The organism is Rhodospirillaceae bacterium, assembly GCA_016712715.1.
Taxonomy (GTDB): Bacteria; Pseudomonadota; Alphaproteobacteria; order Dongiales; family Dongiaceae; genus Dongia.
Genome location: JADJQM010000001.1, coordinates 1,620,342 through 1,634,626 on the forward strand (window position 1 = coordinate 1,620,342; position 14,285 = coordinate 1,634,626).

General features: G+C 62.2%; 12 protein-coding genes and 2 pseudogenes. 1 reads left to right on the forward strand and 13 read right to left on the reverse strand.

Annotated features, from left to right (window positions below; genetic code table 11):
- Positions 1-23: 23 nt before the first annotated feature.
- From IPK59_07905 to IPK59_07950, 10 genes and pseudogenes are all read right to left on the reverse strand, one after another.
- Positions 24-830 carry an N-acyl homoserine lactonase family protein gene (locus IPK59_07905; GenBank protein ID MBK8158682.1) on the reverse strand — a complete coding sequence of 269 codons (807 nt, stop codon included), beginning with the start codon at positions 828-830 and terminating at the stop codon, positions 24-26.
- A 35-nt stretch (positions 831-865) separates the two neighbouring features.
- A complete protein-coding gene (locus IPK59_07910; protein MBK8158683.1) occupies positions 866-1,801 on the reverse strand; it encodes an ABC transporter permease in 936 nt (311 codons plus the stop codon).
- Position 1,802: 1 nt separating this feature from the next.
- Positions 1,803-2,870, reverse strand: coding sequence for an ABC transporter permease (locus IPK59_07915; protein ID MBK8158684.1), 1,068 nt, complete (start codon positions 2,868-2,870; stop codon positions 1,803-1,805).
- The gene (locus tag IPK59_07920; protein MBK8158685.1) at positions 2,867-4,456 is read right to left on the reverse strand and encodes an ABC transporter ATP-binding protein; all 1,590 of its coding nucleotides are present in this window, start codon (positions 4,454-4,456) and stop codon (positions 2,867-2,869) included. The genes IPK59_07915 and IPK59_07920 overlap by 4 nt, the downstream gene beginning before the upstream one ends.
- Before the next feature lie 110 nt (positions 4,457-4,566).
- Complete coding sequence (locus IPK59_07925) at positions 4,567-5,631, reverse strand: BMP family protein (protein MBK8158686.1); 1,065 nt, start codon at positions 5,629-5,631, stop codon at positions 4,567-4,569.
- A gap of 93 nt (positions 5,632-5,724) precedes the next feature.
- A pseudogene (locus tag IPK59_07930) lies at positions 5,725-6,646 on the reverse strand (3-hydroxyacyl-CoA dehydrogenase family protein).
- A 65-nt stretch (positions 6,647-6,711) separates the two neighbouring features.
- A complete protein-coding gene (locus tag IPK59_07935) occupies positions 6,712-7,317 on the reverse strand; it encodes a glutathione S-transferase family protein (protein MBK8158687.1) in 606 nt (201 codons plus the stop codon).
- A gap of 59 nt (positions 7,318-7,376) precedes the next feature.
- The gene (locus IPK59_07940) at positions 7,377-7,757 is read right to left on the reverse strand and encodes a RidA family protein (protein MBK8158688.1); all 381 of its coding nucleotides are present in this window, start codon (positions 7,755-7,757) and stop codon (positions 7,377-7,379) included.
- Positions 7,758-7,765: 8 nt separating this feature from the next.
- Positions 7,766-8,892, reverse strand: a pseudogene (locus IPK59_07945) (hypothetical protein).
- Positions 8,893-8,910: 18 nt separating this feature from the next.
- Positions 8,911-10,059: a cupin domain-containing protein gene (locus tag IPK59_07950; protein MBK8158689.1), complete on the reverse strand. Its 1,149-nt coding sequence runs from the start codon at positions 10,057-10,059 to the stop codon at positions 8,911-8,913.
- Positions 10,060-10,408: 349 nt separating this feature from the next.
- Here IPK59_07950 and IPK59_07955 point away from each other — a divergent pair, with 349 nt between their 5' ends.
- Positions 10,409-11,206 (forward strand): FadR family transcriptional regulator, encoded by a 798-nt coding sequence (locus IPK59_07955; GenBank protein MBK8158690.1) that lies wholly within the window; start codon positions 10,409-10,411, stop codon positions 11,204-11,206.
- A gap of 13 nt (positions 11,207-11,219) precedes the next feature.
- Here IPK59_07955 and IPK59_07960 read toward each other — a convergent pair whose 3' ends face one another.
- The 3 genes from IPK59_07960 to IPK59_07970 are packed head-to-tail and all read right to left on the reverse strand — an operon-like array spanning position 11,220 to position 14,282.
- Positions 11,220-12,647 (reverse strand): amidase, encoded by a 1,428-nt coding sequence (locus IPK59_07960; GenBank protein ID MBK8158691.1) that lies wholly within the window; start codon positions 12,645-12,647, stop codon positions 11,220-11,222.
- 4 nt (positions 12,648-12,651) lie between these two features.
- The gene (locus tag IPK59_07965; protein MBK8158692.1) at positions 12,652-13,449 is read right to left on the reverse strand and encodes an ABC transporter ATP-binding protein; all 798 of its coding nucleotides are present in this window, start codon (positions 13,447-13,449) and stop codon (positions 12,652-12,654) included.
- Complete coding sequence (locus IPK59_07970; GenBank protein MBK8158693.1) at positions 13,446-14,282, reverse strand: ABC transporter permease; 837 nt, start codon at positions 14,280-14,282, stop codon at positions 13,446-13,448. The genes IPK59_07965 and IPK59_07970 overlap by 4 nt, the downstream gene beginning before the upstream one ends.
- Positions 14,283-14,285: the final 3 nt, after the last annotated feature.

Consider the following 14,285-nt stretch of genomic DNA (forward strand, 5'->3'; position numbering starts at 1 on the left):
GAGGATGACGATTTCTACTTGCCTCACGCGTAGTAGTTGGCCCCGGTCTGGTAATTCTTGAAGCTGTCCGGATCGTGCGAATAGAACAGCTCGGCATCGTATTTGGCGGCGAGGTCCTTCAATCGCTGCATCGATTTGAGGCTGGCCACCGGATCGAGGTGGAAGCTCGAGATGCACATCATGTCCATGTTCTTCTGGCTGTAGCAGGCGTCCGCCGTGAACAGCATCGGGCGCCGGCCCTTCAGTTCCACCATCAGGCTGTAATGGCCTGCCGTGTGACCCGGTGTCTCGAACAGCCACAATCCCTTGGCAAGTTCCTGGTCACCCTTCAGGGTCTGGAACTTCGGCGTGTACATATCCAGGACCGGATCTGGCGGCAATGTCTTGCCGGCGGCCGTCGCAATGTCCGGCGCGAAGGAGAGATCGGAATAGCCGAGATGTTCGAAGGGCTGGTGATGCGAGCAGGCATCGAGTTCCGCACCGTGGCAGATGGTGCAGGCCTTGGTGAAGTACTTGTTCCCGCCGCAATGGTCGAAGTGATAGTGGGAGTTGATGACGTAATTGATGTCCTCGGGCTTGAGGCCGAGTTTGGCGAGCTGGCCTGGCAATGTCTGCCCGGCATCCTGGATCGGTTTTTCGAACGGCAGGACCCGCATCACGTGATCGAAATCATAGCCCGTGTCGAAGATGTAGCGGCCATCGGCATGATCGATCAGGACGGAATAGCAGGGAAAGCGCAATTCGCCGCCCGGCCCGCGATTCCAGAAGGCATGAAAGCCATCAATCACCAAAGTGCCGCCGTCGAGCAGATGGACCTTCGTGTCGGACATGGTTCAACCCTCCCATTGATTGGACGTCTTGTCTTTTATCGATCACCGCGCACATAGGGCAGGCCGAGCGCCGGCGGCAGCACCGAATGGCGCGCGAAGATCACCAGCACCAGCATCACCATGGCAAAGGGCAGCATCTGCACGACATCGGTCGGCACATTGACGCCAGCCACCTGGAGCGCCGTCGTCATGGCGAGGCTGACACCAAAGAGGATGGCGCCGAGCAGCACCCAGACTGGCCGCCCGCGCGCCAGCATGGCAAGCACGATGCCGATGAAGCCGGCACCATGGGTCATGAAGGGCACGAACAGGCCGGCACCGACATTGGCGAGATAGGCACCGCCGAGCCCGGCCAGAAAGCCGGTCGAGAGTACCGCTGCGGAGCGCGTGGCCACAACGCTGATACCGGCGGCGTCAAGGGCGGCCGGCTTCGCGCCGGCGGCCTCGAGATTGAGGCCGACATAGGATTTGCGGAACAGCCAGGACAGGAACACAACCAATCCCACTGCGAGATAGACGACGATGTTGTTGCTGAACAAGGCGGGGCCAAGGACGGGGATGCCGGCAAGGCCGGGAATTTCCAGCACCGGTGCCTTGTCGAGCCGTGGATAGGTCTTGGCAAACTGGAAAAAGTGCAGGAGTGCCGTCAATCCCTCGACACCGATGGTGAGCGCGATGCCGATCACGATCTGGTTGAGGCCTTGGCGGATGCAGAGCAGGACGACGATACTTGCGACAACCATACCGCCGGCACCGCCAGCAATGAATCCCCACCAGAACGAGCCGGTGTAGAAGGCCGCGACGAATCCCGTATAGGCGCCGAACAACATCATGCCTTCGATGCCGATATTGAGGACGCCTGCTTTTTCCGAGATCTGCTCGCCGAGCCCAGCTAAGAGCAGCGGCACACCGGCGGTAACGGCGCCAAACAGCAGCGAAATCAGGAAAGGTTGCGTCAGAAGCTCGCTCATCTCACACCCCTGCCCGCTTGCGGCGCAGATGATCGAGATACTCGACCAGGGCCAGGAACACCAACAGCAGACCCACCAGCATGAGGACGAAATCCTGCGGCACGCCGATGCGGCGCGAGGCGCTTTCGCCGCCGATCATCAGCACGGAAAAGAACAGGGCGAAGCCGATAACGGCGATACCGTTGAAACGGGCGAGGAACACCAAGGGCACCACGAGCAGGCCATAGGCCGGGTTCCAATCGGCCCGCACAGTGCCCCAGACACCGAGAATCTCGACCGAGCCGGCAAGGCCGATGAGGCCGGCGCTCAAGGCAAAGGTCGCCACGGTAAGCCAGCCCACCTTGAGGCCCGCATGGACAGCCGCCGCCGGATTGGCGCCGACAATCTGCAGGCGCAGCCCGAAGGCGGTTCGCGTCATCATGAGATGAACCAGGATCACGACGGCGAGCGCGATGAGAATGCCGCTATGAACATTGGTGCCGAAGATGCGCGGCAAGCGATCGACCACGTCCAAAGAGCGCGTCTGCGGCACTGTCGTGGTGGGGTCGCGGAAGAACAACTTCACCAGCACATTGGCAAAGGAGGTACCGAGAAAACTCATCATCAGCGAGGTGATGATCTCGTTGATGCCGTAACGCGCCTTGAGCAGCGCCGGGATGAGCGACCAGGCGGCTGCCACGGCGATCGAGGTCAACATGCAGATGATGAGCGTCAGGCCACGCGGCAACGTCTCGACCAAAGCCGGTGCCAGTGCGGCCGTCACCACCGCCGCCAGCAGGTATTGCCCGTCGCCACCAAGGTTCCAGATGCCGGCGCGAAAGGCGACAATGAGGCCGGCCGCAATCAGCAACAGCGGCGCCATGCGCGTCATGGTTTCCTGCAGGCCGCCCCAACTGAACAGCCCGCGCTGCACGACGTAACCATAATAGGTGAACGGATTCTTGCCGAGAATCAGCAGGATCGCCCCACCCACGGCGAGTGCCAGAAGGATCGGCACCAGCACGCGGGCCACCGCGGCGACATGTTCGCGCGTCCTGTCAGGGGCAAGGCGCACCGCGTCGACGCTCATGATGCCGCCCGCGTGGCCATCGTCTGGCCGGTCATCAGCTTGCCGATCTCCAGCTCGACCTCGGGGCCGTTCTCGACAATGCCGACCAGATGTCCCTGATACATGACACCGATCCGGTCGCTCACCTCCAGCAGCTCATCGAGATCGGTCGAGATCACGATGGTGCCAAGCCCGTGCTGGGCGCTTTCGACGATGCGCTCATGGGCGAGGCGTGTGTTCTGCAGATCGAGCCCATAGGTAGGCTTGTTGAAGATGACGACACCGGCATCATTGGCGAGTTCGCGCGCCAGCAGCACCTTCTGGATGTTGCCGCCAGACAATTTGCCGATCGGCGTCTTCTCCGAGGGGGTGCGGATGTCATGGTGTTCGATCTTTTCCCGCGCATGATCGTGGATGCGGCCCCAGTCGGTCATGCCGCGGCGCCAGAAGGGTTCGCTGCCGATCTCCTTCAGCAGCAGATTGGTGGCGACCGAGAAAGTGCCGACAGTGCCCTCGCCCAGCCGCTCGTCTGTGACATAGCGGATGCCGGCCTTGCGCCGCGCCGGAACGCCTGCGGTCGTGATATCCTGGCCATCGAGAATGATCGTGCCGCCAACCGCGTTGCGCTGCCCAGCAAGCGTTTCGGCAAGATGCTTCTGGCCATTGCCGTCGATGCCGGCGATCCCAAGGACTTCGCCCGGCCAGAGGTCGAAGGAGACGTCGTGCAGCGGACAGGCACCACGCTCGGCGGCGGTGCTGAGCTGTGTGGCATGAAGGCGCGGCCGGCCGCTGCGATCGACCGGACGGCGCGCACGACGACCTTCGGCACGACCCAGCAGCAACTCGGCCTCGGCGGCGTCGGTCGGCGTCGCCGCCCCGAACATCATGGCGATGACGCTGTCGGTCACCTGCTGTTCACTCATTTGCCTGCGTTCATCCGGCTGGATCGCGCCGACCAGGCGGCCCAGCCGCAGGACGGAGATGCGGTCACCGAGTTCATAGGCCTCGGCCAATTTGTGGGTGATGAGGATGAGTGCCACCCCCTTGGCGCGCAACCGGCGCATGACCTCGCCGAGGTCACGGACACCCTGCGGCGTCAGCATTGAAGTGGGTTCATCGAGGATGAGGATCTTTTCGCCGCGCCAAAGGGCGCGCATGATCTCGACCTGCTGTTGCTCGCCCAGCGACAGCTTGCCGACCAAGGCATCGGGGTCGAGCTTGACGCCGAGGAGGTCGGAGAGTTCGCGGAACCGGGCAAGCGCCGCCGCACGCGCCAGTTTCTGCCACCAGGATCCGCCCAGCATCAGGTTTTCGATCACGGTGAGGCTGGGGACCAGCAAGACGTGCTGGAACACCGTGCCGATGCCTTGGTCGAGACTTTCGCGCGGCGAGCCGAGGCGCACCTTGTTGCCGTCGATCAGAATGTCGCCGGAATCCGGCTGCTGCATGCCGGCGAGGATGCCGATCAGAGTCGATTTGCCGGCGCCGTTCTCGCCCAGCAGCACATGGATCTCGCCGGCATTGAAGTCCAGGGAGATGTCGTCATTGGCGATCACGCCCGGGAAGCGCTTGCAGATGTCGCGGACGGCGGCGACAGGGACAGGCATGCTGCCTGCCCCTGCACCAACCGCGTTAGACGTGGTTTCGATTTTCGTCATCTCGCCACTTTGCAACGGGCTTGGTAGCGAGTCCATCTTCATGGGCCAATCCGGCTGACTTATTGAGCCGGCGCGTCGGTGACCGAGCTCATCATCGCGCGGACCTTGTCGGCTTCCCAGACCGGCGCGATCTTCAAGGAACCGTCCACGATCTGCTTGCGGATGTCGCTGACCGAAGCCCAGACATCGTCGGCAATGTGCTTGGTCTTGAGGAGCTGAACCGAATCATCGGCCAGCTGGATCGAATAGGCCTTGGTGCCGAACTTGTCGGCCCTCATGTCTTCGACCATCGCGGTGAAGACCGGGACCAGGTTCCAGACCACCGACGACAGCAGATGGCCTTTGTCGATCGACGTCTTGTCGCCGATGACATCGATGAACCAGACATTGCCGCCACCGGTCGACTTGGTCGTCTCGACCGCCTGCAGCATGCCGAAGGTGGCACCGTCGCCCTGGCCGAAGATCACATCGGCGCCGGCGCCGATCACCGATTCAGTGACGCGGCGACCACCGGCCGCATCCGAATAGGCGGCCGGGCCGATGACGGCATAGAGGATCTTCACGGCCGGATCGGTCGCCTGCACGCCCTGGGCGAAGGCAGCCGATTGCGAGTTCCATGAGGGCGGCTCACCCGAGACGACGATGCCGACCGACTTGGTGGTCGAGGTCTTGGCCGCGAGCACGCCAGCGAGATAGGCGCCTTCATGGCCACTCAGGGTGTAGTCGGCGACTTCGCCGGCTTTGATCGCGTCGGGTTTGTCGACGATGGCGACGGCGACACCCTTTTCAGCGCCGATTTCCGGTGCCGCGGTATTGTAGCCGCTGGCATGGGCGATCATCAGGCTCGCGCCGTCGTCAGCAAGTTCGCGCAGGGTCGGGTGCACGTCGCCGTATCCCAGGCCGGTCGCCGGCATGAACTCGATGCCCATCTTCTCGGCCACGGGCTTGGCCGCATCGAAACCTTGCTGGTTCCAGCCGAAATCGGTGGGGTCTTCCGGCGTCAGGATGGCAAGCTTCTTGACGTCCTTGGCTTCCGCAGGTGCACCGGCCAGGGCCGCCACACCGCACAAGGTCAAGGCGAGCATCGACACCTGTGCCAGTTTAATCCATTTGGTCTTGGTCATGATACCTCTCCTGTTTTTTTCAACATCCGGCGTTCCCAGCACTTGTATGTCGTTCATGATAGAGATGCGATCCCGTTTCTTGTTCTTGAACTCTCAGCTCTCCAGTGCCTTGCGCACGGCGACCAATCGCTTGGCACGCTGCTGCTGGAGGGCTGCAATCTTTTCCGGCGTGTAGCTGAAGACGCCACCGCCGGTCTTGATCCCGGAGCTTGCCGGCGGCGGTCCGCTCGGTCACGAAGGGGCTCAATGTGTCGCGGTTGCACAGGCCCTTGTTGAGGTAGGAGCCAACCGCCTGGTAGATGTCGAGGCCGGCCACGTCCAGTAAGGCCATAGGCCCGATGACGGAGAGCTTGTAGCCGATGCCCCAGGAGACGCAGGTGTCGAGGCCCTCGGCATCGATCACGCCCTGGTCGACCAGGTCGACGCATTCGCGCAGCAAGGCATAGAGCACGCGATTTTCGACGAAGCCCGGCACGTCCTTCTGCACCACGACCGGCAGGAGCCCCAGGCCCTTGATGGTCTCGACCATCCAGTCGCAGGTGGCTTTCGAGGTCTTCTCGCCGGCTATCACCTCGATCATCGGGATGACATGGGGCGGGTTCGACCAGTGCATGCCGACGACCCGTTCCGGTGCCGAGACATTGGCCTGCAGCTTGGTGATGGGAATGCCCGAGGTGTTGCTGGCGATGATGCAGGTCTTGTCGACCAGCGCGTCGATCTCCTTGAAGGCCCGTGCCTTGATCTCGAACTTCTCCGGCACGGTCTCGATCACCAGCGTAGCGCCGGCGACGCATTCCTGCAGGCTGTTCGCGATGGTGACGGTCGCGCCGTTGCTGCGGTCCGGTGTGCCGAGATTGGTGAGCACGGTGTTGGCCAGCGTCAGGCCGGCACCGGCCTTCTTGCGCTGGTCCTCGCTGAGGTCGAATGCCGTCACCTGCATCCCCGCCCGCAACAAGGTCTGGGCAATGCCCGGTCCCATCGTCCCCAACCCAACAATCGCTGCCTTGGTCATGATCCCTCCTGTTTGATCCTATGCCTGTCCCTGGAGCCGCAGCTTGTGCGCCGCGTGCCCTGCTTTGTTCACATACCAACTGCCTTCTTGAAGGCGGCGCGTTCGGTCAACTTCTTGCGCCAGGCCTTGAGGGCGGCGAGTTCCGGCAGCTCGACCGGGAAATCCAGGCAGCGATGCACCACCGGCCCGAGCGCGATGTCGGCGAGGCTGAACTTGTCGCCCGCCGCCCAGGCCTTGCCTTTCAGCGCACCGTCGAGGATCTCGAGCTGCGCCTTGAGATCCTTCGAATCCGCATCCCAGCTCGGCGCCCGTTCGCCCGGCGCCTTCTTGGCTTCCTTGAAGATGCCCAGGTAAGACGGGTTCAGTGCCGCCAGCATCCAATCCATCCAGCGCTCGACCTCCGACCGCTGCGCCGGATCGGCCGGATAGAGGTCGGTGTTCTTCTGCTTGTTGCAAAGATAGCGCAGGATCGTGTTGGATTCCCAAATCACGACCTTGTCATCGAGCAGGGTCGGCACTTTGCCATTGGGATTGAGGCCGAGATAGGCGGCGTCAGCCGTGTTGTTGAACTGGCGGCCGTAATCCTCGCGGGTATAGGGCAGGCCCAGTTCCTCGAGGAGAAAAATCACCTTCTGCACGTTGCCGGATGTGTTCCGACCTAGAAGTCTCAACATGCTGCCTGTCTCCCCATTGTCGGCGCTGTCATGCGCGCCTGTTGTATCGATACGGTTGGTCAGCCTTTCGGCTTGTAGGCGATGGCATCCATCTCGATCTTGCATTCTATGACGGCACGGGCCTCGACGGTCGTTCGGGCGAGGACACCCTCCGGGAAGTACTCGGCGAAGATTTTGTTGTAGCGCCCGAAATTGCGCGCATCCTCGAGAAAGATGGTCATCTTGACGATGTCCGAAAGTTCAGCCCCTTCGAGTGCCAGAATGCGACGGACTGATTCAATCGTCCAGCGGGTTTCCTCTTCAATCGTTCCGTCGCACATGTTTCCGTTCTCATCCTTGGGGACTTGTCCCGATACAAAGATGAAGTCGCCGGCGCGCACGGCCGGATGGAATGGCAGGTTGGGATTTTTCTTACCGATCGGTTTGATTTTGTCGCTCATGCAATCCCCTAGAACACACTGGTCTCGATGATGTCGACGCCGCGCTGGCGATCGATGAGATAGATGAGGCCGCGATCATCCATGGTAACGTCATTGGACGAGGCGAGATCAAAGCCCTGCGGCGCATCGGTTTCATAGAAGCCGACTTCGACCGGCTTGAACGGATCGGCAAAATCGATGAGGCGCATCCCTTGCGCGAACCAGGCAAAGGGAATGATCGTCCCGCTGAAGCGCTCGGAGGGTTGGTGACAACCCATCATCGGCGGCTGCGGCGACCCGTCCTTGTCCAGGCCCTCGACCTGGAAGGTGGAGATCGGGATCGGGCAATGCTCGTTGGTGATGTCATAGACCCAGGTGAAGGCAGGTGCCGCCGGCCACAGCTTCGCCACGTCCTCATCCGCCACGATCATGATGTCGCGGCCTTTCAGCTTCTGCTTCATCTTGAGGCAGGTATGCGTGGGATGCGGGAAAGTTGGCGAGGTATTGACGGCGGAGATGAGCTTGGGCCGCGACATGTCCTCGATATCGAGGATAAAGAAGCCGTGATGCCAATAGCTGACATAGAGCCGGTTGCCGACGCGCAAGGGATGATGACAGCGCGGCGGGGTCCAGTTATCCCACGGATACTCCTCGCCACCGGCCTGCCATTGCCCCGGAATCCACCAGCGGCCGACTTCCTCGGGCTTGGCCGGGTCCTTGAGGTCGAGGATCATCGCGATATTGCCGATATATCCCTCTGCGGTCGGCGAGATATAGGCGTAGCGGCCGTCGAAATCGTAGCGGTGGACACCCTTGCCATAGGTGCGCCATTTGCTGATGAGCTTGGGCTCGGCAGGCTTCGAGACGTCATAGATGCCGAGGCCGCCGCCGAACTCGGCGGCACCTTCCATCCCTGGCGCTCGTGATTGACCACCATGATGTCATTGGCGACCCGCACCTTGTGAGAATGCCAGCCGGTCGGCATCTCGATCCTGGCCAACTGCTTCGGCCTGGTCGGATCGGCGACGTCGACGATGGTGGTACCCGTCGGTTGGCGCATATGGCCGATATAGAGAATCCGGTTCTCGACCCAAACCTGGCCACCGCCCGGGCAGTCGATATGGCCAATCAACTTGGTGTTCTTGCTCTTCGCCATCGCGCTGGTAATTCCCGTTCAGGCCAGACGGACGATTTCGCCGGTCTTGGTCTTGCCGTGTTTCTGATAAAGCGCCAGCGCCTTCAACGTGGGCTCGTCGCTGGCGACAAAGAGGATCGCCGGATCCTTGTCGGACGTGTTGACATGCTCGCACCATTCGCCGCCCGGCACCGCCATGGTATCGAACGGCGCCCAGTCGATCCGCTTGCCGCCGACGATGCTGTAGCCGCGACCCTCGAAGGGCGACACGGTGAGGCTGGCATTCTGCTTCAGCGGGAGCGTCTTTTCGCCCGGCCGCAGCATCTGCATGAAGAAGGTCATGGTCTTGAAAATGCTCTGCCCATTGGTCGGATCGACATATTCGATCGTCAACGCCTCATGGGCATCGCCGTCCCAGTTCTTCGCCCGCTCCAGGGCCTCGCGCATCATGTCCCAGCGATAGACATACATGGGCGAGGCAAAACCGGTGCCGCGATTATGCGAGACGAAGCGCGGCTTCAACCCACCGCTGCCATAGATGGTTTGCGAGTAGTTCTCAGGGAAGCGCTCCGATTGCATGACGCGGCGGACGCGCTTGCCCTCTTCTTCTTCCGTGTAGTCATGCTCGAAATACATGGCACACAGGGTCTCGACCAAGGGCAGGTCAAGGACGCTGAGATTGATCGCGTTTTCATTGCCGCGATTGCCGTGATTGTGCCAGGTGTCGTGCGGCGTCAGCACCAGATCGCCAGGCCCGAAGGTGATATTCTCGCCCTCAACGCCGGTGAAGTTCTGATTTCCCGTCAGCCCGAGGCGAATGGCATTGGGCGAGTGCCGGTGCGGGGGCATGATCTCGTTGGGATCATTGAGGCGATAGGCCACATAGAGGGTCGAGACGGCCGCGCGCTTGGGGGCAAGCCCCGGATTGACCAGCACCAGCGAGCGGCGCTCGGAGCTTTCGGTGGTGATGAGTTCCGCGGAGCGATAGAGCAGCGGCTCGATATCTTCCTTGTAGGTCCAGCTGAACGGGATCGCCTGACGGGTATCCCGGATGCGGGTGTCCTCGTCATTCTTGACGCTGCGATCGACCACCCAATAGGGCGCCATGTTGTGGCTGGCGACATCCGCATGCAGCTTGTCGAGCGCTGCCTGGAGATTGGACCCCTCGAGCTTGTGTGCCGAACTCATCCGCCCCTCCCTCATCGCCGCGGCAGGCCCTTTTGCGGGACCAATTTCCAACAGCGAGCCATAAATTGGTTCGTTTCGCCTCAACAACTCGGATTTAGCGTAACCATTCTCACTGAATGCCGTCAACAGCGATCCAATTAGGAAACCAATTCTTCTGCACCATCCTAGGCTGGAGCCTGAACTTGGGCCGAACCACTTGGTCGGACACGCGCAATCCTGGCGTCTCGATTCTTTACTTTCTCGCAAATGCAGCGCATGATGCGCTTGATTTTCGGTTGCGCCAGCTTGAACCAAGCTTGAACCATGGTTCCACCGCACCGGCGGACCAAAGCACCAACGGATGAGTTTCATGCTGCAGAACGCGGACCAAACACTTAACAAGCTGCGCCGTCTGATCAGCGACGGGGCAATTGGTGCGGACGGTCGCATGCCGCCGGAGCGCCATCTCGCCGACGAACTTGGTGTCGGTCGGCGGTCCCTGCGCCGCGCCCTCGACATATTGGAACAGGAAGGTCGCATCACGCGCGAGCAGGGTCGTGGCACCTTTGTCCACGCCAACAGCAACCGGGAAACAGCCGCCGCAACACCCGTTCGCAGCAATGGCAATGGCCACAATGGCCATGACCATGGACATATTGCCGATGCCGGGATCGGCGCCGCCTTTGCCGCCATTCCCTTCGACCGCATCCTCGAATTCACCAATCCGATCGAAGTTTCGGAAGTGCGGCTTGCCGTCGAGCCGGTGATCGCACGCCTCGCCGCCTTGCGCGCCTCGCAGGCCGATATTCGTCGCCTGGAAGCGGCCCTGGCCGAGACCAAGAACGCCACCGATCCGCTGGTCTATGAACGGGCCGATGAGAAGTTCCATCGCATCATCGCCGAGGCCGCCCGCAATGCGCTGTTCCTGTCGCTGTTCGATACGTTCGGCGCCAGCCGGCGCGACGCCACCTGGCGGCGCCTGAGCGAGAACGCCCATTGCTTCAAGCGCCAGGCGGTCCATGCCGCGTCCCATGAGGAGATCTACGAGGCGATCGCCGCGCGCAATTCAGAGCGCGCCTATGAATGCATGTACCGGCATCTGAGCGATATCCAGCGGCATATCTATACCTATGCCTTCCCGCAGGAACCGGTCGAGCAACGGTCGTAAGACCATCGTGCGCTCAGGCCATCATCGGCGAACGCGCGAACGGCCGTGCCATTTCGATTTCGTGGGCGAGTTGCAGCAAGGCAACATCGGCACCGAGAGGCGCCGCGAGTTGAATACCCACGGGCAGGCCATCGCTTGATTGCGTGATCGGCACCACGATCGCAGGTTCACCGGTCACATTGTAGGTCGCGGTAAAGGGCGAGAAGCGCAGCATCCGCGCCACATGCTCGGTGACATCGTCATGATCGGTCGGAAAGGCGCCGAGCCTGGGTGCCGGTCCGGCCAAGGCCGGTGTCAACAGCACATCCACATCGTCCCACAGCAGCGCCATCCGCCGCGCGAAATTCTGGCCCTGCCGAATGCTGCCGACATAATCCGAGGCCGTCATCCGGCGGCCGGCTTCAATCGCGGCGAGGTTGATCATCTCCATCTCGTCGTCGCGTGGGCCACGGCCCAGCAGGCGCGCAAGCTCAACTGCATCGGCCGCGGCCTGGGCGCAAACCTGGGCGAGATAGACCTGGCGCGGGACGTGAAGATCCTCCTCCAGGATCGGCAAGGCAATCGACGCCACGTGATGGCCGAGATCGCTCAGCAATGCCGCCGCGATCTCGAGCGCGCGCAAGGCGTTCCGATCCAGGATCACATCGGCGAGGTGTTGATGGTTGATACCAATGCGCAGGCGCGGCCCCTTCCGCGCCAATGCGGCCAGGAACCCACCAGCCGGCGCCGCGGGGGCCGCATAGGGCGCCCCCGCATCGGCGTCGTACATGATGTCGAGCGCCGCGGCACTGTCACGGACCGTGCGGCTGACGACACCTTCGCTCACCAATCCGGCATAGATGTCGGCATGGGCGGGGCCCTGCGGCAAGGCACCCCGTGACGGCTTCAATCCGACAAGCCCGCAGGCAGCAGCCGGAATGCGGATCGAGCCCGCCCCGTCGGTTGCATGCGCCAAGGGCACCATCCCGGCCGCCACCGCCGCAGCCGACCCGCCGGAAGAGCCGCCGGTCGAATGCGCGAGATTCCACGGATTGCGGCTGGGGCCGAACATATCCGGCTCGGTTGTCACGTTGAAACCCAGTTCGGGGAGATTGGTCTTCCCCATGATCTGCAGACCCGCCGCCTTGAAGCGCGCGGTCAAGACGTCATCGACATTGGGCGGCGGCAAGGCGCCGAGATAGCGGCAGGCGCCCGTCGTGCGCACACCCGCGAGCGCGCCGCCGATATCCTTCAGCAGGAAAGGCACACCCTCGAACATGCCGCCCGCAGTCTCCGCCGCCACCGGCATGAGGAACAAATCGACGATGGCATTGACCTGAGGATTGGCCGCGGTAATGACGTCGCGCGCCGCGATCTCTACCTCGGCCACGGACACCTCACGCCGCCGGATGAGATCGGCAAGACCGATACCATCCTGAGCGAGATAGTCGGCGCGGTTCATGGCGTCACGCGAGGGCGTCGCCCAGCGCCGCGATGGCGATGGATTCGGCACGGATTTCGGCCAGCACCTCGCGCTGCAATTTCGTGAATTCGAGCGATCCCATCATCTCATAGGTGCGCGGGCGCGGCAGGTCGATATCGATGATGCGCTTGATACGGCCGGGGCGGTTCGACATGACGGCGACACGGTCCGACATATAGACCGCCTCCTCCACGTCATGGGTCACGAACAGCACGGTGAGGCGATGCTGTTCCCAGATGCGGGCCAGCAATTCCTGCATGTGATGGCGGGTCAAGGCGTCGAGCGCACCGAACGGCTCGTCCATCAGCAGCATGTTGGGGCGGTAGGAGAGTGCGCGCGCGATGGCGACACGCTGCTTCATGCCACCAGAAAGTTCACTGGGGAAGGCATCGGCAAAACCGTCGAGGCCGACCAGCGACAGATGAGACCGGGCAATGTCGCGGGCGTCCTTGCGCGACTTGCCGGCGGCGAGAAGCGCAAATTCGACATTGCCCAGCGTCGTGAGCCAGGGCAGCAGGGTGTAGCTTTGAAAGACCACACCGCGATCAAGGCCGGGGCCGCTGATGGGTTTGCCTTCGATGGTGACGGAACCGGCATCATGGCTTTCGAGACCCGCCACGATCGAGAGCAGGGTCGACTTGCCGCAGCCGGATGTTCCGACCAGCGAGACGAATTCGTTTTCGCCCAAAGTGAGATCGACGCCCGACAGCGCCACCACGTCGCCGCGGTCGCCATGGAACGTTTTGCCGAGATTGGAGATGACGAGCTTGGGGGCGATCATCGCGACTGCCTCAGATAGCGGAACAGCTTGCGGCTGCCCCATTTCATCGCCTGGTCGGTGGCAAGGCCGAGCACGCCCAGCAACAGCAGATAGCCGAAAATGGTGTCGGTCTGGAAGAAACGCTGCGCGGTGGTGATGCGGTAGCCGAGGCCCGAGGTTGCCGCCACCAACTCCGCCACCACTAGCCAGGTCCAGGCCCAGCCCAGGCTGATGCGCATCGAATCCCAGATCCCCGGCATGGCGGAGGGCAGGATGATGCGCGCGAGAATCCGGCTCTCCGGCATCTGCAGGGTGCGGCCGAGATTGATGAAATCGCGCGGCACGGACTTCACATTGTCCATGACCAGCAGCACCTGCTGGAAGAAGGTGCCGATGAAGATGATGAGAAATTTTTGCGCATCGCCCGTGCCGGTCCACAGGATGGTCAGCGGCACGAAGGCCACCACCGGCATGTAGCGGATGAAATCGACCAGCGGCTCGATCATGGCTTCCCAGGCGCGGTAGGAGCCGATGAGAATGCCGATCGGCAAAGCAAACGCGGTCGAGATGAGGAAGCCCAGCGAGATTCGGTAGATGCTGATCAGCATGTCGTCGAGCAGCTTGCCGCTCACCGCCAGTTCCTGGAGGCGCTCCAGGACCTTTTCGGGCGGCGGCAGGAACAGCGGCGTCACCCAGCCGGCCTTGGTGACAAGCCACCAGACGAGGCCAAGCGCGAAAAAAACCAGAACCGCGATGGTGATGAACTGACGCGACCCGACCGAGGCCGTCAGCGAGAACAATCCGGAGGAAACCCTGGCCGGGGGAGTGCGTGGTTGGCGTGACTCCCCCGGCATGGA

Coding starts and splice junctions, on each gene's coding strand:
- IPK59_07925 (MBK8158686.1), bottom strand. CDS start 5,631: ATGACCAAGACCAAATGGATTAAACTGGCACAGGTGTCGATGCTCGCC.
- IPK59_07915 (MBK8158684.1), bottom strand. CDS start 2,870: ATGAGCGTCGACGCGGTGCGCCTTGCCCCTGACAGGACGCGCGAACAT.
- IPK59_07905 (MBK8158682.1), bottom strand. CDS start 830: ATGTCCGACACGAAGGTCCATCTGCTCGACGGCGGCACTTTGGTGATT.
- IPK59_07970 (MBK8158693.1), bottom strand. CDS start 14,282: ATGCCGGGGGAGTCACGCCAACCACGCACTCCCCCGGCCAGGGTTTCC.
- IPK59_07965 (MBK8158692.1), bottom strand. CDS start 13,449: ATGATCGCCCCCAAGCTCGTCATCTCCAATCTCGGCAAAACGTTCCAT.
- IPK59_07920 (MBK8158685.1), bottom strand. CDS start 4,456: ATGCCTGTCCCTGTCGCCGCCGTCCGCGACATCTGCAAGCGCTTCCCG.
- IPK59_07960 (MBK8158691.1), bottom strand. CDS start 12,647: ATGAACCGCGCCGACTATCTCGCTCAGGATGGTATCGGTCTTGCCGAT.
- IPK59_07910 (MBK8158683.1), bottom strand. CDS start 1,801: ATGAGCGAGCTTCTGACGCAACCTTTCCTGATTTCGCTGCTGTTTGGC.
- IPK59_07935 (MBK8158687.1), bottom strand. CDS start 7,317: ATGTTGAGACTTCTAGGTCGGAACACATCCGGCAACGTGCAGAAGGTG.
- IPK59_07940 (MBK8158688.1), bottom strand. CDS start 7,757: ATGAGCGACAAAATCAAACCGATCGGTAAGAAAAATCCCAACCTGCCA.
- IPK59_07955 (MBK8158690.1), top strand. CDS start 10,409: ATGCTGCAGAACGCGGACCAAACACTTAACAAGCTGCGCCGTCTGATC.
- IPK59_07950 (MBK8158689.1), bottom strand. CDS start 10,059: ATGAGTTCGGCACACAAGCTCGAGGGGTCCAATCTCCAGGCAGCGCTC.